Genomic DNA, 18,144 nt, shown 5'->3' on the forward strand with positions numbered 1-18,144 from the left:
CCGCATATCACTGTTTCGAGGCGTTGGGACAGCGCATCCTCCTGAATATTTCGACCTCGCTCTTCTATTGTGTTAACAATGTGGTTTACGACATCGCATTGCTCGCGCGCGACGCCGGTTGGGAGCGGGCGCTGTCGCGTGTTCGGAAACAGTATCGGAAAGAAGACGTCGCGGACGCCGTCGCTTATCTCAAGAAGGAGGGGTTCCTTTCTCGGCCGGAGCAGGTCTCGGGGCCGCCGCGCCCGCGATTGCGTCCGCTAAGCACGCTGGAGTTGTGCGTGACGCACGCGTGCAATCTGGCCTGCCGCTACTGTTACGGGCGTCACGGCGGTGCGAATGGCGACGGCGGCGGGCCGCTCTACGGGAGCCGGGTGGCGCAGATGCCCGAGGAGACGGCGATCAAGGCCGTGGACCTGTTCTGGCCCGGTTCCGGCGGGCTGAGTGAACTCAACTTGACGTATTTCGGGGGCGAACCGTTCTTGAATCTCCTGTTGATGCGCGCGGTCGCGACGGGGCCGTGTGCCCGCGCGGGTCACGGCGGCGCGCGGACGCGTCGACAACCTCGCGGTATTCCAGCACCTTGTAGACAGCGGGTTTTCGTCTGTGCACATCGAGCCTGCCCTGGGCGGCAGGAAGCGAGACGAACCCCGGAACTGGTAAGCCGCGTTGCCGGAAATGACGGAGCCCCGGGAAGCACTGGGAACAGCGGCGCTTCCCGAGGGCGAGGCTTGGGCGGCGGGCTACTCGACCAACGAGACCGGGGGCACGCGCACGGGCGTGCTGCTGCACTGCGTCGCCGGCGCATGGCAAGCCGTCGCCATGCCGGCAGTGAGCGCAAACTGGTATCTCGAATCTGTCAGTTTCCCCATGGCGAATGAAGGTTGGGCGGCGGGCGTTGACCTTGCCAACGGCCGCGGCGTCGTGTTGCACTACAAAGACGGTGCGTGGGCCGTTGACGCCATTCCCGCGCCTGATAGCGGCAATTGGACCCTCTCGGGGGTATCGATGGCGAGTGCGACAAGCGGCTGGGCGATTGGTTACGATAACGAGCGCGCAACGATGTTGTTGTATGAATACGCGCCTTGATGGGCGCGGCGCCATGGGCTGGCTGGCGGCGGCACGGAGGTATCGAGATGAAGCACCAGGGGACGTTCTCGGTTTTTGTGGTCCTGCTTTGCGGACTGAACGCGTTTGCGGGGGAACCGCTCTACAACGGCATCGAATTGCCCGATGCGTGGCCGCCGCGGGACCGCGAGCTGTCGCGCGAGCCGATGCCGGTCCCGTATTTGGACGCGCCGCCCGCGGTCGTCCCGATCGACGTGGGGCGGCAATTATTTGTGGACGATTTCCTGGTCGCGGAGACGACGCTCCGGCGCACATACCACAAGACGCAGTGGCATCCCGTGAATCCGGTGCTGGCGCCGGACCGAGCCTGGGAGGTCACGGAACAGTCGCAAGAACACCCTGCGCCGACGGCTATGGTGTTCAGCGATGGCGTGTGGCATGACCCGCAGGACCGCCTCTTCAAGATGTGGTACATGGCGGGCTATTGCACGGGCACGGCTTACGCCACGTCGCAGGACGGAATTCACTGGGAAAAGCCGGAGCTGGGCGTCGTGCCGGGTACGAACGTGGTCCATACCGCGCTGCGCGATTCGTCGACCGTGTGGCTCGACTTGGCGGAGCCGGACCCTGCGCGCCGCTACAAGATGTTTGTCTATCTCAAGCCGTGGGAGCGCCGCGCCATGGCGGTCTACTTTTCCGGCGACGGCATCCACTGGACCGATGCCGTGACCATGAGCGGGCCGCTGGGCGACCGCAGCACCGTGTTTTACAACCCGTTCCGGCAAGTCTGGGTCTACGGCATCCGCGACTACCAGGCGGGCGGCGTGGGCCGGTTCCGGCGTTACTGGGAAGGCGCGGACGTTATCGAGGCGGCGCACTGGCAGGAAGGCCAGGCGCCGTTCTGGGTCGGCGCGGACCGGCTCGACCCGCCCCGCGCGGACCTGCAAACGCCGTGCGAGTTGTACAACCTCGATGCGGTTGCCTACGAGAGTCTGCTGCTCGGTCTGTTCAGCATCTGGCGGGGCCAGCCCGGCGACCGCGCGAAACCCAATGAGATTTGCATCGGTTTCAGCCGGGACGGGTTCCACTGGCAGCGGCCCATGCGCGAGGCGTTCATTCCCGTGTCCGAGCGCGCGGGCGATTGGAACTGGGGCAACGTGCAGTCCGCGGGCGGCTGCTGCCTTGTCTGCGGCGACCAGCTTTACTTCTACGTGAGCGGGCGCAAAGGCGCGCCCGGTTCACCCGCGTCCGGCGTGTGCAGCACGGGGCTGGCCGTCCTGCGCCGCGACGGGTTCGCCTCGATGGACGCGGACGCAACGGGCGGCACGCTGACGACGCGACCGGTCGAGTTTCAGGGATCGCATCTGTTCGTGAACGCAGCGGTGGCGGGCGAATTGCGCGTTGCCGTGCTCGATGAACAGGGCGCGGTTCTGCCCGGGTATGAAGCGGAGCAATGCATGTCGCTGCAGGGTGACACCGTGACGGGGCACATCCGCTGGAACGGTGTCGAGAACCTCGCTTCGCTCGCGGGGCGGCCCGTGCGGTTCCGGTTCCAACTGCGCGACGGGCAACTGTACGCGTTCTGGGTGAGCCCCGGCGCCTCCGGCGCGAGCCACGGTTACGTCGCCGCGGGCGGCCCCGGTTTCACCGGTCCCACCGACACCGTGGGTGGCGTCGCGTTTGCTCCGAATTGACTTCGCGCTTCCTGCCGCCGTCTCCGTTGACCGCAGTCCAAGGGGTGCTGCCGGCAGCTATTCGCACGCGGGGCGGGGCTCTGCTAGAATCCGGTGCAATCAAGGATTTCTCGCTCAGGCGGGGGTGTTTCGTCATGACTTCACGAGAACGGGTCGAAACCGCATTGAACCACCGGGAGCCGGACCGCGTGCCGCTGGACCTCGGCGCGAGCGCGGTAACGGGCATGCACGCGAGTTCGGTGTATCTGCTGCGGCAGGCGCTGGGCCTCGACGCGCCGGGCACGCCGGTAAAAGTAGTCGAGCCGTACCAGATGCTTGGCGAGATCGCGCCGGACCTCATGGAGGCGCTGGGCGTGGACGTCGTCGGCCTGGGCGGGCCACGCACGCTGTTCGGTTTCGAAAACAAAAACTGGAAACCGTGGACGATATTTGATGGGACGCCCGTGCTCGTGCCCGAGGGCTTCAACACGGATCCGGAGCCGAACGGGGACATCCTGATGTATCCGGAGGGCGACAAATCCGCGCCTCCGAGCGGGCGCATGCCGAAAGGCGGCTTCTATTTCGACACGATTGTGCGCCAGCCGCCCGTGGATGACACAACGCTCGACCCGGAGGACAATCTGCAGGAGTTTGGGCCCATTTCGGACTACGACCTGGAGCATTTCCGGCGCGAGGCGGAGCGGTTGCACGCCACGGGCCGCGCGATTCTCGCGAATTTTGGCGGCGCGGCTTTTGGCGATATCGCGCTCGTGCCCGCGCCGTGGCTGAAGCATCCGCGCGGCGTCCGCGACATCGCGGAATGGTATACGAGCACGTTGGCGCGGCGCGACTACGTGTGGCGGGTCTTTGAGCGGCAATGCGAAATCACGCTGGCGAACTGGGAGCGTATCCGGCAGGCGGTGGGCGACAAAGTGACCGCGGTGTTCGTCACGGGCACCGATTTTGGTGCGCAGCACGGTCCGTTCATCTCGCCGGGTGCCTACCGCGACCTGTACAAGCCGTTTCACCGCATGGTGAACGACTGGATGCACAAGAACACGGCGTGGAAGTCGTTCATTCATTCGTGCGGCTCCGTGCGCGCGTTTCTGGACGATTTCATCGACGCCGGCTTCGATATTCTGAATCCCGTGCAGTGTTCGGCGGCAGGCATGGCCGCGCCGGAGCTGAAAGCGCAGTACGGCAACCGGATTTCGTTCTGGGGCGGCGGCGTAAACACGCAGAAGACGCTCCCGTTCGGCACGCCCGCGGAAGTGCGCGCGGAAGTGCGGGAGCGGATACGCATATTCGGGCGTGGGGGCGGGTTCGTATTCAACACGATTCACAACGTGCAGGCGCGGGTCCCGCAAGAGAACTTGGCGGCGCTGTACGAGACGGTGCGGGAATGCGGGGCTTATCCGCATACATGATCCGCGATTCCCGCTCGCAAGAGGCTTTGGTCCTGCGGCAAACACCGGTCTAGCGGCAATTCCGGGCGCGCATTCAGAAAGGAGCGACAGGCGTTGCGCCTTCCCATAGTTTCAGTCGTCCACGAACTCGCCCCGCCGGGGCGCAAGTTCCTGTTCTTCAGTTTCTTCAACGTGATTTCGTGGCAGTGTGTCGTCGGTCCCGCGATGATCCTGTTCGCGCGGAAGCTCGACATGCCCGCCTCGTGGGTGGGGTTCCTGATCTCGTTCCTGCCGCTGACCATGATCATCGTGCTGTTCACGGTGCCGCTTGTGACGCGGCTCGGCCCGAAGCATGTAATGCTGCGCGGCTGGTTGTCGCGTAATGTGATCATGTCGCTGGTGTTTCTCATGCCGCTGGCGGTGAGGTTCTGGGGCCAGCGCGCGGGCTGGTACGTGCTGATCGTCGCTACGCTCGGATTCTGCATCGTGCGCGCGATTGCCGTCGGCGGTTGGTTCCCCTGGCTGCACGAGGTGTTGTCCGAGGACGAGCGCGGCTCGTTCTTCAGCGCGGAGGCGACGGTCGTGCAGGCGGTCAACGTGGCGATTGTCCTGTCGCAGAGCGTCGTATTGAGCGGCAATCCCGGCATGGGCCGTTTTCTGAGCATCTACGCCGTCGGCATTCTGGCGGGCCTGTTCAGCCTCTACTACATGAAGCGTATTCCGGGGGGCGGCCCGCCCGAAACCGACGAACAGGAAGTGAGCGGCTGGCAGGCGTACCGGCTGGTGTTCCGCAACCGGCACTACGTCGCCTTCATTCTTACCGGCATCTACTGCTTCTCGTGCCTGGCCTGGTTCGGTTCGGCGCTGGTGCTGTACATGCGCGATGCGTTGCAGCTTCCGTCCATGGCCATCATGGCGGTGATGGCGGCGGGCAGCGCGGGCATCCTGCTCACCATCCGGTCCTGGGGCCGGTTCGCGGACCATAGCGGCAGCAGCACCGCCATGGCGCTGAGCCTTATCGGACATTCGCTGGCGGCGCTCGGCTTTCTTCTCCTCCGGCCCGGCGCGCCGTGGACGAACTACCTGCTCGCGCCCGTGGTGTGCATCATTTCGCTGTTCAATGCCGCGTGCTGGACAGCGGGGCACAGGGCGATGCTGAATTTCGTTCGGGAAGAAGGGCGCGTCGCCTACACGAACATCTGGATCATCAGCACGTCCGCGGCGCTCGGGTTTACGCCTATCATCGTCGGGTTCGTGATTGACCATTGGCATCTCGACGGGTTCCGCTTCTGTTTCACGCTCTCGGGCCTGGCGGGATTCGCCGGGGCCGTTGGCTGCCGCCTCTTCGTCACGGACGGGCCCCCGTTCACGCGGCCCCTGCGCGACCTCTTGAATCCGGGCCTGCCCGTGCGCACGCTCGCGCGCATCGCATGGATCACCGCCGGATTGCACCCCAGTAACCGCGAACGCGGCATGTAGAGGCTGTCCCGCGCTGCGCGTCCTTCGTTGCGCCACTGACTGCGGTGCTTTATTCTGATGCGCGCAACAGCGGAGGGATCTCGCCGTGAAACAGCATGCCTGCTTTCTTGCGTTTGGTCTGTTCCTGGCCGCCATGGGCGCGGCTGCGCAGTCCGTCGCGGCGCAACCCGTCATCGTGACGGCGGAAAATGCGTCCGCGCTGGAGCGATTTGCCGCACTCGAAGTACGGCGCTACGTGTATCTGCGCACAGGCGCGCTGCTGTCCGTAACCGCGGTATTACCCGATGGGGACGCCCTGATTGCAGCGCGCAAGGACTCGCCGCCCGCGCAGGCGCTTCGGGACGCCGCGGCGGCGCTCGATGCGCAGTCGTTCCTTCTCAAGACCGTCGACGCGCCGGAAGGCAGGCGGCTCTATCTTGTCGGCGGCAGCGACACAGCGTTGCTGTACGCGGCGTACCGGTTCGCGGAGCTGCTGGGCGTGCGCTTCTATCTGCATGGCGACGAGATGCCGGACGCGCAGGTCGCGCTTGAACTCCCGCAAGTGGACGAAACGCGCGCGCCGCTGTTCGAGTTGCGAGGCATACAGCCATTCCACGATTTTCCCGAGGGGCCCGACTGGTGGAACCCGGAGGATTACAAGGCGATCCTCGCGCAGCTTCCCAAACTGGGCATGAATTTCTTCGGCCTGCACACGTATCCGGAGGACCGGCCCGCCGCCGAGCCGACAGTCTGGATCGGCCGCCCGTCTGACGTCGCGCAGGACGGCACCGTGACCTTCGCCTACTCCGCAATCTGGTACAACACCGTGTTGCCCGTAGGCTGGGGGTTTCAGGCGAAAAAGACAAGCGACTACGCCTGCGGCGCGGCCGCATTGTTCGACCGCGACGATTACGGCTCGGAGGTGATGCGTGGACTGACTCCGCGGCCCGAGACGCCGGAGCAATGCATCGAGCTGTTCGCGCGCGCGGGCGCGATGTTCGAAGACTGCTTTTCCTTTGCGCGGACGCTGGGGATCAAGACGTGCATCGGCACGGAAGCCCCGCTGCTCGCGCCCCGAAAGGTGGCCGAACGGTTCGGCCCCGGCGGCCCGGGACTGCGCGCAGAGGGCGGCAAGCCCGCGCACTTTTCCGCGGCCATCGCGGGCACGGATGACGACGCACTGTATCAGTCGGTGCGCTACGACCTCGAGGCCTACCGTTGCGATGTGCCCGAGGGCACATACGACGTCAGGCTTCATTTCGTCGAGCCGGCGTATGCGACGGCAGGCGCGCGGGTGTTCGGCGTGCGCATCGAAGGGCAGCAGGTCATCACGTCGCTCGATGTGTTCGCGCGCGTGGGACAGAATCACGCGCTCGATTTTGCCTTCGACGACGTGACGGTCACGGACGGCCGCCTCGACATCGAGTTCACGCGAGAAACGGAGTATCCGTGCATCGCCGCAGTAGCGGTGGAAGGCGCGGGAGTCACCCGCAAGGTGAACTGCTGCGGCCCGGCGTACAAGGATTATGGGGGCGAAGACCCCTCGTCGCTGACGCGGGAACAGGTCGCCCTGCTGTACGAAGGCATGTTCACGCGCATCATGCGCACGCATCCGCTCGATTACTACTGGTTCTGGACGCCCGAGAACTGGACCTGGGAGGATGTGCCGGAGGCACAGGTCGAAACGGCGGTCAACGACATCCGCATCGCGCATGAAACGGCGCAGCGCCTCGGCGCGCCCTTCCAGCTGGCCACGTGCGGGTGGGTGCTCGGCCCGCAGTATGACAGGGCCCACCTCGCGGCGGCGCTGCCGCCGGACATGGCAGTAAGCTGCATCAACCGCCAGGTGGGCCACGAACCGGTCGAGCCCGGCTTCGCTGACGTGCAGGGCCGCGGAAAATGGGCTATTCCGTGGCTGGAGGACGACCCGGCGATGACGTCGCCGCAGTTGTGGGTGGGACGCATGCGCCGGGATGCGCGCGATGCGCTGTGCTACGGCTGCAACGGACTCATGGGCATCCACTGGCGCACGCGCATCCTCGGGCCGAACGTGGCCGCTCTCGCGCAGGCCGCGTGGGACCAGAGCGGCTGGAGTGGCGCGTCCCTGCGGGAATTGGCGCCGGCGGGCGGCGCCGCGGGCGGGAAGCGGCAGTCGCATTTCCCCGCGGACGACTTCTACCAGGATTGGGCGCGAATTTCATTTGGTCCCGAAGTTTCGGACGAAGCCGCGCGCATCTTCGCCAAAATGGACGGATGCCTGCCGCGGCCTTCGGACTGGATAGGCGGCCCCGGCGGCTACGCGCCCGACAAGACGCCCTGGGAACAGGCAAAACAAGCTTACGCGTTCGTCGACGAATTCGCGGCGCTGCGCTCCCAGGTGTCCGGAGCGGGCCAACTCGAACGGTTCGACTACTGGCTGCACACGTTCGAATTCCTGCGCGCGACGGGTGAGATGCGCTGCCGCTGGCACGAATTAAATGCCGCGCTCGAACGCGCGCAAGCGGAAAAGGACACTGAGAAGCAGCAGCGTGCCGCGCGCGAGGAAGCGCTGCCCCGGCGCGCAGCGCTGGTCCGCGCGGTCGCGAGCGCTTATGAGCATCTGCTGGCCGCCGCGAGCACGAGCGGCGAACTCGGTACGGTCTGCAATATTGAACAACACACGTTTCCGGCCATGATCGACGCGACCGGCGCGGCGCTGGCGGCGCTGTTGGGCGAAGCGCCCGAGCCGGCGCGACTGCCCGGGCAATACGGCGGCGCGCCGCGCCTCGTTGTGCTGACCCGGCGCACGTCGCTCGAGCCGCGCGAAGCGCTGCAGGTGAAAGCGGTGATGCTCGACCGCGCACCCGCGCTGGCCGCCACGCTGTACTGGCGCCCCTTGGGTGAGGGTGCATTCCAGGCGGTTCCGATGACAGGCGCGGGGAGAAACACGCTTGCGGCCCGGCTCGACGCCGCGCAGATCGCGCCGGCGGGAATCGAGTATTACATCGAGGCGCAGACGGCGGACCAGACGCGCGCGCGCTGGCCCGCAACGGCGCCCGCGTTGAATCAGACCGTGGTCCCGATGCCGGAGTGAGGCGTGGGTCCGGCGCATGGCGAGGAGTCCCCGCGTTCAGCGGCCCGTGTGGCCGAAACCGCCTGCGCCGCGCCCGGTGCCGTCGAGTTCGTCGACGAGTCTCCAGCGCGCGTGCGTGACTGGCGCGATGACCATTTGCGCAATCCGCTCACCCCGGCGGATGGTAAACGTCTCTTCGCCGTGATTGATAAGGATGATCTTGACCTCGCCCCGGTAATCCGCGTCGATGGTGCCCGGCGTATTGACCATCGAAATGCCGTGCTGAATCGCAAGGCCGCTCCGGGGGCGGATCTGCGCCTCGTAGCCGGGCGGCAGCGCAATGCGCAGTCCCGTAGGTACGAGCGCGCGCCGGCCGGGCGCGAGCGCGCACGGCTCTGTGACCGCGGCGCGCAGGTCCATGCCGGCAGCGTGTTGCGTGGCGTACGCGGGCAACGGGATGTCTTCGCAGCCCGGTTCGCGCGCAATGCAGACGACGAGGTCTTCGGGGTTCATAGCGGCACGGTGGCTCCAGGCCGCGCGTCGCCGGGGCCGAGCACCAGCAACGCGCAATGTTCGGGTGTGAACGTGCGCTGCGCGAAACCGCGCACGTCTTCCGGGCTTACCGTGTCGATCGCGGCGATGATCTCGTCGACGGACAGGATGCGGCCGTAGTAGAGCATTGATTTCGCCATGCGCGACATGCGCGTGAACGTGCTTTCGAGCGCCATCAGGATGTTGCCCTTGATCTGCTCGCGGTTCGAGTCGAGTTCGTCTTCCGGCACGGGCGCCTCGCGCAAGCCGCGCATCTCCTCACAGACGAGTTCGAGCGTGCGCGCGAGGTTCGGCGGCGCGACGGCGGCGTAGATGCCGAACATCCCCGCCGTGAGATAGGACGATTGATAGCTGTAAATCGAGTACGCGAGGCCTTCCTGTTCGCGGATGCGCTCGAACAGACGCGACGTCGAGCCGCCGCCAAGCGTGCTGCTCAGCAGCTCGCATGTGTAACGTTCCTGGTTCGCCGCGCACGCGCCCGGAAAACCGAAGCAGACGTGCGACTGCGTGATGTCGCGCTCGACCTGAAGGATGCCGCCGTGAAAGCGTGGCGGATGGGATAGCTCCGGCGTCGTGTCCGACGCCATTTCACCGAATTCGTGGATAATCTGCTCGAGGACGGCCTGCTCATCGAAATTGCCCGCCACGGACACCACCATGTTCTGTGGGCAATACCATGTTCGGTGAAAGGCGCGCGCGTCTTCGAGCGTGAGGGCCGCGACCGATTCTTTGCTGCCGAAGACGGGCCGGCCCATGGGGTGGCCGGGCCAATGCTGCGCGGCGAGCAGGTCGTGCGCGTGCTCGTCCGGCGTGTCTTCCACGGAAGCGATCTCTTCGAGAATGACGTTGCGCTCCTTTTCGAGGTCGAGGAACTGCGAGTTCAACACCACGTCGGCCAGCACGTCGAGGCCCTTGTGCACGTCCTTCGCCAGCATTTTTACATAGACGCACGTGTATTCCCGCGAAGTAAACGCGTTGAACTGGCCGCCCCGGCCCTCGATCTCCTGCATCAATTCGTGGGCGGTTCGCTTCGCCGTGCCCTTGAACATCAAGTGTTCGAGCAGGTGTGCCAGTCCCGCTTCCCGGTCGGATTCATTCGCCGACCCCGTTTTCACCCAAACCCCGGCGGAAAACGTGTGCAGGTAGGGCAGCCGTTCGAGCGTAATCGTCAAGCCGTTCGGGAGGCGGTGCAGGAGCACGGCTTCTTGCGCGTGTGTCGTTGCCACGGAATAACCTCGTATGCGTTCGCCAGGGAGCGCCAATTTCGTTCATACGTCAGGCTTGAGCTTGTCTTGGCGAACAATCTGAAGAATGAAGGATGAAAGAACGCTCCGCGGAGCATTGCCCCGCGGAGCGCCGGGAACTACTACCGGTATCCGCCGCCGCGTCCGCCGGAGCCGCCGCGCCCGCCGCGCCCGCCGCGCCCGCCGCCGTGGCCCTGGTCGTCGCCGCGCCCGCCGGAACGGGGCCGGCGATGCGGGTCGCGACGCGGCGCGCCCTGGTGGTCGGGCCCGAGCCGCTGCACGCCGCTCGGGTCGACGCGGCCCAGTTCGATGTCCGCTTTCAGTTTCGAGAGGTTGATGCGGCCCATGCGGTCGATCTCGACGACCTTCACGTCGACCTCGTCGCCCACGTCCACGACGTCGGTGACTTCGCGCACATGTCCGGGGGCCAGTTCAGAGATGTGGATCAGGCCCTCCTTGTTGCTCATGATGCGGCAGAATGCGCCGAAATTCATGATGCGCGTGATGGTGCCGTGGTAGATCTTGTCGACCTCGACGTCCGCGACGATCTCCTGGATCATGTCGATGGCGGCCTGGGCACTGGCCTGGTCGACCGCCGCGACGTTGATGGTGCCGTCGTCCTCGATGTCGATTTCGGCGCCGGTCTGCGCCTGGATGGCGCGGACGACCTTGCCGCCGGGCCCGATGACGTCGCGGATTTTCTCGACGTCTATGCGAATCTGGTAGATGCGCGGCGCGTAGGGCGAGAGGTCGGGCCGCGGCTCGGCGAGCACTTCCGCCATCTTGCCGAGGATGTATTCGCGGCCGTCTTTCGCCTGGAGCAGCGCCTGGTACATCACGTCGCGCGAGATGCCCTTGATCTTGGTGTCCATCTGGAACGCGGTGATGCCCTTGCGCGTGCCGCAGACCTTGAAGTCCATGTCGCCCAAGTGGTCCTCGTCGCCGAGGATGTCGCTGAGCACGCGCACTTCCTCGCTTTCCTTGATCAGGCCCATGGCGATGCCGGCGACGGCGGCCTGAATCTGCACGCCCGCGTCCATGAGGCTCAGGCTGCTGCCGCACACGGTGGCCATCGAGCTTGAGCCGTTGCTCTCGGTGATGTCCGAGACCACACGGACCGTGTAGGGGAAGTCGTTCATGTCAGGCTCTTCTTCCGTCCCGAAGGGAAGGACGCTCTCGATAGCGCGCTCGGCCAGCTTGCCGTGGCCGATCTCGCGGCGGCCCGGGCCGGAAATGCGGCGCACTTCGCCGACGGACCACGGCGGGAAGTTGTAGTGCAGGAAGAACCTGCGGAAGAAGTCGCCGGTGAGTTCGTCCATCCGCTGTTCGTCGCGGCTGGTGCCCAGGGTGGTGGTGACCAGTGCCTGGGTTTCGCCGCGGGTGAACAGGGCCGAGCCATGCGCGCGGGGAAGCACGCCGACCTCGATTTCGATGGGCCGGATGTCGGCGAGGCCGCGCCCGTCGATGCGCGTGTTGGTCTCGACCACCAGGCGGCGCATTTGCTGCTTGAACAGGTTGTCGAACGCGTCGCGGACGTCGCCCGCGCGCTGCTCGAACAGCTCCGCGCCGTACTTTTCGGCGAGCGCGGTCTTGACCTCTTCTTTCAGCGCGTCGATGGCGTCGTGCCGCGCCTGTTTCTGCACGGTGCGCAGCGCCTCGGCCAGCCGGTCCTTCGCGATAGCCGCGACGTCGGCTGCGACCTCCTCGTTTGTCTGCGGCGTTTCGTAAGGCATCTTTTCGACGCCGCAGCGGCGGCGCAGTTCCTCGATGCCTTCGATAATCGTCTTGATGTTGCGGTGCCCGAATTCGATGGCGCCGAGCATGACCTCTTCGGAGACTTCTCGGGCGGAGCCTTCGACCATGGTGATGGCGTCGCGCGTGCCCGCCATGACCACGTCAATCTCGCTGACTTCCATGTCCTCCATCGTCGGGTCCACGATGAACTCGCCGTTGATCAGGCCGACGCGCACCGCGCCGATGGGCTCGAGCAACGGAATCTTCGAGATGTGCAGGGCGGCCGAAGCCGCGTTGATCGAAATGACATCCGGGTCGTTGACGTTGTCCGCCGACAGCACGGTCTGACAGACCTGCAGTTCGTTGCAGAATCCCTTTGGAAACAGGGGCCGCAGCGGCCGGTCGGTCAGCCGGCACACGAGGATTTCCCGTTCCGAGGGACGGGCCTCGCGCCTGAAAAAGTTGCCCGGGATCTGCCCTACGCTGTAGAATTTTTCCCGGTAATCCACCGTGAGGGGGAAGAAATCCTGCCCGGGCTTGGCCTCGGGCGCGACGCATACGGCCGAGAGCACCATGGTCTCGCCGATGCGGCAGATGACGGCGCCGTGCGCCTGTTTTGCGATGCGGCCGGTCTCAAAATCGAGTTGCCGATCGCCTACGGTTACGGTAAGACGTTCCACTGACAATGTTCCTTACTCCTTCTTCCTTCTCCGTGGAACGTCTCCCGCCGCGTCCCACATTTTCTTGTTCGTTTCACTTCTCCACACATTCTTCCGGTACTTCTTTCGTCTTGCAGGATGGCCCGGCCTGCGCGCGGTGGTCCCGCACCCAATCCAGGCGGGAGAAAAATCAAGGGAGGGACGGCGCCTTGGCCGCCCCTCCACGCAGGCGTCACTTTCTCAGGCCCAGTTCCTGAATCAGGCCGCGGTAGCGTTCCAGGTCATTACGGCGCAGGTAGTTCAAGAGATTGCGCCGCTTGCCGACCATCTTGAGCAGCCCGATGCGGCCGGCGTGGTCCTTCTTATGGACCTTGAAATGCTCCGTGAGCTGGTTGATCCGTTCCGTCAACAGCGCGATCTGCACTTCCGCGGAGCCGGTGTCCGCCTCGCTCTTCCCGTGCTTGCTGATGACCTCCTTCTTCCGTTCCTTCGTCAATGGCATTGTCGTGTCCTTTCGCCCTGCGCCCAGACCGCCGCACGCTTCTTGCCTGCGTCCGAGCCGCGGGTCCTTTTTCCTGCCGCCGGGCAGCCGGTCAATTGTCCGTAAGCGCGGCTACACCCGGCAACGTTTTTCCTTCCAGCATTTCCAGGGAGGCGCCGCCGCCCGTGGAAACATGTGACATCTTCCCGGCCAATCCGAAATGCTCGACCGCGCTGGCCGAATCGCCGCCGCCGATGATACTGGTGGTATTGGCCGCGGCGAGCGCCTCGGCAAGCGCCTGCGTGCCCCGGCTGAACGGACGCATTTCGTAGACGCCGACCGGGCCGTTCCACACGACCATCTTCGATTTCTTGACCGCGGCGATGAAGTTTTCCGTCGTTTTCGGCCCAATATCGAGGCCCTGCCAGCCGCGCTCGATGCCATCGGCCGGGACTACCTTGACGTTGGCGTCCTCCGAGAACGCGTCCGCCAAGACGATGTCCACCGGCAGGTGCAGGGGCACGCCGCGGCTCTTCGCCTTGGCCAGGGCGCCGCGGGCGGCTTCGAGGCCTTCTTCATCGAGCAGCGAGTCGCCAATCTCGAGCCCTTGTGCCTTGAAGAAGGTGTAAGTCATGCCGCCGCCGATCAGGAGCACGTCGACGAGATTCAACAGATTGTCGATCACTTCGATCTTGCCTTGGACCTTGGCGCCGCCCAGAATCGCCACGAGCGGGCGGTCCGGGTTGTGCAACACCTTCGAAAAGAACTCAATTTCCTTCGCGGCCAGAAAACCCGCCGCGCACGGCGAGATGAACTCGGTCACGCCCACCGTGGATGCATGCGCCCGGTGCATCGTGCCGAACGCGTCGCTCACGTAGACATCGCCGAGCCGCGCCAGCGCCTTGGAAAGCTCTGGGTCGTTCGCCTCTTCGCGCGGGTCGAAGCGCGTGTTCTCGAGCAGGATGATATCGCCCGGCTGCATGGCGGCCACCGCGGTTTCCACCTCAGGACCGACCAGCTGGTCGAGTTTCTTCACGTTGCCACCAACCAGTTCGTGCAACCGGTCCGCGACCGGGTCCATTTTCAGCAGAGCCAGCTTGGCCGCGTCGCCCTTAGCCTTCTTTGGGCGGCCCAGATGCGACATAAGGACGAGTTTTCCGCCATGCTCGCGCACGTACTGGATGCTCGGCAACGCCGCGCGGATGCGCGTGTCGTCGCGCACGGAACCATCGTCTTGCTGGGGGACGTTGAAGTCCACGCGCATGAGCACGCGCTTCCCTTGGACATCCAGGCCGGTGATGCTCAGCTTGTTCATGGACTATCGCCTTTCCGTTCGAGGCCGGGGCTCACTTCTTCGCCATCTTCCGGAGCAGGTCGACGCAACGATTCGAGTAGCCGAATTCGTTGTCGTACCAGGAGACGACTTTCGCGAAGTTCTCGCCCATGACCATCGTGGACAGCGCGTCGAAGACGCTCGAATGCGGGTTGCGGATGACGTCGGAAGACACGATCGGGTCCGGACAATACTCGAGGATGCCCTTCAATTCGCCGTCCGCCGCCGCCTTCATGGCCGCGTTGATGCTGTCCTTGGTCACCGGCTTCTCGAACTCGGCGACCAGGTCCACGACGGAGCCGTCAATGACCGGAACGCGCATGGCCATGCCATCCAGTTTGCCAGCCAGCGAAGGAAGCACCTTTCCGACGGCGCGGGCCGCGCCGGTCGTGGTCGGGATGATAGCGTTCGCCGCGGCGCGGGCGCGGCGGAGGTCCTTGTGCGGCATGTCGAGCACGTGCTGGTCGTTCGTGTACGCGTGCACGGTGGTCATGAACCCGCGCTTGATGCCGAAGGTGGCATGCAGGACCTTCGCCATGGGCGCGAGGCAGTTCGTCGTGCAACTTGCGTTCGACACGACGGTGTCGCTGGCCTTCAGGGTGTGATCGTTCACGCCCATGACGATGATGGCGTCCACGGCATCCTTTGGCGGCACGGTCAACAGCACCTTGCTCGCGCCCGCCTTGCCCTTTTCAGGACGCTCGACGTGCTGCATGCAGTCACCCTTTGTCGTGAACTTGCCCGTGGATTCGAGCACCAGTTCCACGCCGTCGTCCCCCCACGGCAATTCGAGGGGGTCCTTGGTCGCCGTGACCTTGACCGTCTTGCCGTCGACGATGATCGCATTTTCCGTGTGTGATACGGCCGCCTTGTACACGCCAAAAACGCTGTCATATTTCAAAAGATGGGCCAGCGTCTTCGCGTTCGTCAAGTCATTAATGGAGACCACCTCAAAATCAGGTGCGTCCATCAGCAGCTTGAACACGGCGCGACCAATCCGACCGAATCCGTTGATGCCTACCTTCGTTGCCATGGTTCGTACTTCCTTTCTTCTGCGTTGCGCCCATATTGCTCAGACGCCGCCGGGGACCCCGTCCCTTGCGTACACTTCGTACAGCGGCCTGAATAAAACTGGTCCAGAAAACGAGAGAAAAACACGAACAGAAATCAGACAGGGGCATTCTTACCCCCACTCCGGCGAGTCTTCCAGGATGGCCGGACTCGCCTTCACCCCACACTGTTTACAGGGGTGCTGTCTCATGCTTTCTATTGGGCGGAAGTATCGCATACGCGCGGCGGACAAGTCAAACGCCCCTCGCCGCTGCTGGCCGCGAATTCCTCTGGAAGCAGGCGCTTGCCACCCACGACGGAAAAATGGGCAACCCGCAGGAACCTCGAAAAGCTCGTGCCCGGCGTCACGGGACGTGCTGGCTGCAGACTGCGGCTATCCCGTTTATCCGGGTGCGCTGTCCGGCCCTTTGACTGACGCATAATGCCGCGATATCCCCAGGATATTGTGGAACCGGTCGAAACTCAGATGAGGCGCGCTAGGCGTTCCTGCCCGATATAAGGCGCGCCGTCATTGGAATGCGTTACCATAAGTCATTGCCCTAGCGTCACTTATGAGATAGCCTGTTTTCGGCATGGTCTATGCTCATCTTTCTTCATGCGAAACCGTGTGGCAACCCTGGTCTGCATGATTGCCGCGGTGGTCCTGCCGCGGAATTTGGCGGCAGCGCCGGTGGTTGACGCGCCCGCGACGGCCGGTACGGCGCGACTCGACGAAATGCTGGAATTAGATGTTGTCGTGCGATGGGCGGGCCCTGTGGACGCATTTGTTGTGTTGCCCCTGAAACGCGAGGAGATGGACTGGGGCGACCTGGAAGTGGCGCGGACTTCCGCGCGGGCCTTGGGCGGCGAAACGGTAGTTACGCAGACGCTGCGGGTCAAGCCCAAGAAGGCGGGTCAGTTCGAAACGCCGCCGCTAAAAATACGATATGTCTCGAAGGAAGCTCTGGCTGCCGAGGGCGGTACCCCGACCGGGTACGACATCCTGGAGGTGCCCGCTATCGCGATTACTGTGAGAGAGCCCGGCGGCCGTCTGGGATACGTCGTGACGGCGGCTGGGTTGATCGTCGCGGGCGCGGCTATCGCCATCTGGGCGCAGCGGCGGCGCCGCAACCAGGCCGGTCAGGAGGCGCCGTTGTCGCCGATGGAACGGATGAACGAGTCGCTGCACGCGGCGCGCCGCCATCGCCTGGACGGCGATTTCTATTCGTTTTATCGCATGCTCGGGCAGGCGGCCGGGCAATTGCCCGCCGAAGACGGGGCCGGGCTGCAGCAGAAGTTTGAGGAGCGTTGCCAGGAGGTGGGCTACCGCGGGGTGCGCCCCACCGAGGACCAGATGGAAGGCGACCTGCGCGACGTGGAGCGCGCGCTGGCGCATTGGAAGGAGACTGCGACACCATGAGCGTGAATGTAGAAGCGGTGCGCCGGAGCGTGGAACAGCAAGCGCAGTTCGTGAACCGCCTGCGCGCGGAAATGGCCCGAATCATCGTCGGCCAGCAGTATATGGTGGACCGGATGCTTGCGGGGCTGCTTGCCAACGGTCACGTGTTGATCGAGGGCGTGCCCGGTCTCGCGAAGACTACGGCGGTGAACACGCTGGCGCGGGCGATGGCGTGCACGTTCAAGCGTATCCAGTTCACGCCGGACCTGTTGCCCGCCGACTTGATCGGGACGCTGGTGTACAACCCGAAATCGGGCGATTTCACGACGAAGAAAGGCCCGATCTTCGGCAATATCATTCTCGCGGACGAGATCAACCGGGCTCCGGCCAAGGTGCAGAGTGCGCTGCTTGAAGCGATGCAGGAGCGCCAGGTGACGATCGGTGAGGAGACTTACAGGCTCGAGGAACCGTTCATGGTGCTCGCGACCCAGAACCCGATTGAGCAGGAGGGCACGTATCCGCTGCCGGAAGCGCAGGTGGACCGATTCATGCTCAAGCTGCGAATCAATTACCCGACGCGCGCGGAAGAGCGGGAGATCATGAGCCGTATCGACCTGTTGCATGCGACGGCCGTGTCCCCCGTCGTGACACGGCAGGAAATCCTGGAAGCGCGCGAGGTGGTGAACCGGATTTATGTCGATGAAAAGGCGAAAAACTACATCGTGGACATCGTGCACGCGACGCGCAACCCGGAAGCGTTCGGCCTCAAGACCAACCACCTGATTGAGTATGGCGCCTCGCCGCGCGCGAGCCTGTATCTCCAGCAGGGGGCGCGGGCGCTGGCGTTTCTCCAGGGTGAAGGCAACGTGTTCCCGAATGACGTAAAACAGATCGCAATGGACGTGCTGCGCCACCGGGTACGCGTCACTTATGAAGCCGAGGCGGAGAACATCACGAGCGAAGACGTCATCCGCAAAGTGCTCGACACGGTGCCCGTGCCGTAAGGAGGATTTGTTACGGACAGGGAGACAGGAGAGT

Annotated in this window: 13 protein-coding genes; 7 read left to right on the forward strand and 6 right to left on the reverse strand. The window is 64.6% G+C overall.

Translation table 11 applies throughout. From position 1 onward, the window contains the following. Positions 1–675: 675 nt before the first annotated feature. From KA184_06420 to KA184_06440, 5 genes are all read left to right on the forward strand, one after another. A complete protein-coding gene (locus tag KA184_06420) occupies positions 676–1,086 on the forward strand; it encodes a hypothetical protein (GenBank protein MBP8129200.1) in 411 nt (136 codons plus the stop codon). 47 nt (positions 1,087–1,133) lie between these two features. Next, a complete protein-coding gene (locus KA184_06425; protein MBP8129201.1) occupies positions 1,134–2,759 on the forward strand; it encodes a hypothetical protein in 1,626 nt (541 codons plus the stop codon). 134 nt (positions 2,760–2,893) lie between these two features. Further along, complete coding sequence (locus KA184_06430; protein ID MBP8129202.1) at positions 2,894–4,165, forward strand: methyltransferase; 1,272 nt, start codon at positions 2,894–2,896, stop codon at positions 4,163–4,165. Positions 4,166–4,258: 93 nt separating this feature from the next. Further along, the gene (locus KA184_06435; protein MBP8129203.1) at positions 4,259–5,623 is read left to right on the forward strand and encodes an MFS transporter; all 1,365 of its coding nucleotides are present in this window, start codon (positions 4,259–4,261) and stop codon (positions 5,621–5,623) included. Between the two features lie 85 nt (positions 5,624–5,708). Further along, complete coding sequence (locus KA184_06440) at positions 5,709–8,675, forward strand: hypothetical protein (GenBank protein MBP8129204.1); 2,967 nt, start codon at positions 5,709–5,711, stop codon at positions 8,673–8,675. Positions 8,676–8,711: 36 nt separating this feature from the next. Here the strand turns inward: KA184_06440 and dut are convergent, their stop codons facing one another. From dut to gap, 6 genes are all read right to left on the reverse strand, one after another. Beyond that, positions 8,712–9,167, reverse strand: a complete 456-nt coding sequence (gene dut, locus KA184_06445; GenBank protein ID MBP8129205.1) for a dUTP diphosphatase — start codon at positions 9,165–9,167, stop codon at positions 8,712–8,714. Beyond that, positions 9,164–10,432 (reverse strand): insulinase family protein, encoded by a 1,269-nt coding sequence (locus tag KA184_06450; GenBank protein MBP8129206.1) that lies wholly within the window; start codon positions 10,430–10,432, stop codon positions 9,164–9,166. Before KA184_06450 ends, dut begins: the two co-directional genes overlap by 4 nt. A 140-nt stretch (positions 10,433–10,572) precedes the next feature. Continuing rightward, positions 10,573–12,870, reverse strand: a complete 2,298-nt coding sequence (pnp, locus tag KA184_06455) for a polyribonucleotide nucleotidyltransferase (protein MBP8129207.1) — start codon at positions 12,868–12,870, stop codon at positions 10,573–10,575. 205 nt (positions 12,871–13,075) lie between these two features. Continuing rightward, positions 13,076–13,345 (reverse strand): 30S ribosomal protein S15, encoded by a 270-nt coding sequence (gene rpsO / locus KA184_06460; GenBank protein ID MBP8129208.1) that lies wholly within the window; start codon positions 13,343–13,345, stop codon positions 13,076–13,078. A gap of 91 nt (positions 13,346–13,436) precedes the next feature. Further along, entirely contained in the window at positions 13,437–14,639 is a 1,203-nt protein-coding gene (locus KA184_06465) for a phosphoglycerate kinase (protein ID MBP8129209.1), read from the reverse strand. Positions 14,640–14,670: 31 nt separating this feature from the next. Further along, the gene (gene gap / locus KA184_06470) at positions 14,671–15,690 is read right to left on the reverse strand and encodes a type I glyceraldehyde-3-phosphate dehydrogenase (protein MBP8129210.1); all 1,020 of its coding nucleotides are present in this window, start codon (positions 15,688–15,690) and stop codon (positions 14,671–14,673) included. 645 nt (positions 15,691–16,335) lie between these two features. On the opposite strand from gap, the gene KA184_06475 reads away from it, so the two are divergent. Together KA184_06475 and KA184_06480 are read left to right on the forward strand one after the other, a co-directional pair. Further along, positions 16,336–17,127, forward strand: a complete 792-nt coding sequence (locus KA184_06475) for a hypothetical protein (GenBank protein MBP8129211.1) — start codon at positions 16,336–16,338, stop codon at positions 17,125–17,127. Next, positions 17,124–18,110: a MoxR family ATPase gene (locus KA184_06480; protein ID MBP8129212.1), complete on the forward strand. Its 987-nt coding sequence runs from the start codon at positions 17,124–17,126 to the stop codon at positions 18,108–18,110. The genes KA184_06475 and KA184_06480 overlap by 4 nt, the downstream gene beginning before the upstream one ends. Positions 18,111–18,144: the final 34 nt, after the last annotated feature.

It is taken from the genome of Candidatus Hydrogenedentota bacterium, from assembly GCA_018005585.1.
Taxonomy (GTDB): Bacteria; Hydrogenedentota; Hydrogenedentia; order Hydrogenedentales; family JAGMZX01; genus JAGMZX01.

Excerpts from the sequence above, each read along its gene's own strand:
- KA184_06420 (MBP8129200.1), top strand. The coding sequence starts at position 676 with ATGACGGAGCCCCGGGAAGCACTGGGAACAGCGGCGCTTCCCGAGGGC.
- KA184_06425 (MBP8129201.1), top strand. The coding sequence starts at position 1,134 with ATGAAGCACCAGGGGACGTTCTCGGTTTTTGTGGTCCTGCTTTGCGGA.
- KA184_06430 (MBP8129202.1), top strand. The coding sequence starts at position 2,894 with ATGACTTCACGAGAACGGGTCGAAACCGCATTGAACCACCGGGAGCCG.
- dut (MBP8129205.1), bottom strand. The coding sequence starts at position 9,167 with ATGAACCCCGAAGACCTCGTCGTCTGCATTGCGCGCGAACCGGGCTGC.
- rpsO (MBP8129208.1), bottom strand. The coding sequence starts at position 13,345 with ATGCCATTGACGAAGGAACGGAAGAAGGAGGTCATCAGCAAGCACGGG.
- KA184_06465 (MBP8129209.1), bottom strand. The coding sequence starts at position 14,639 with ATGAACAAGCTGAGCATCACCGGCCTGGATGTCCAAGGGAAGCGCGTG.
- gap (MBP8129210.1), bottom strand. The coding sequence starts at position 15,690 with ATGGCAACGAAGGTAGGCATCAACGGATTCGGTCGGATTGGTCGCGCC.
- KA184_06480 (MBP8129212.1), top strand. The coding sequence starts at position 17,124 with ATGAGCGTGAATGTAGAAGCGGTGCGCCGGAGCGTGGAACAGCAAGCG.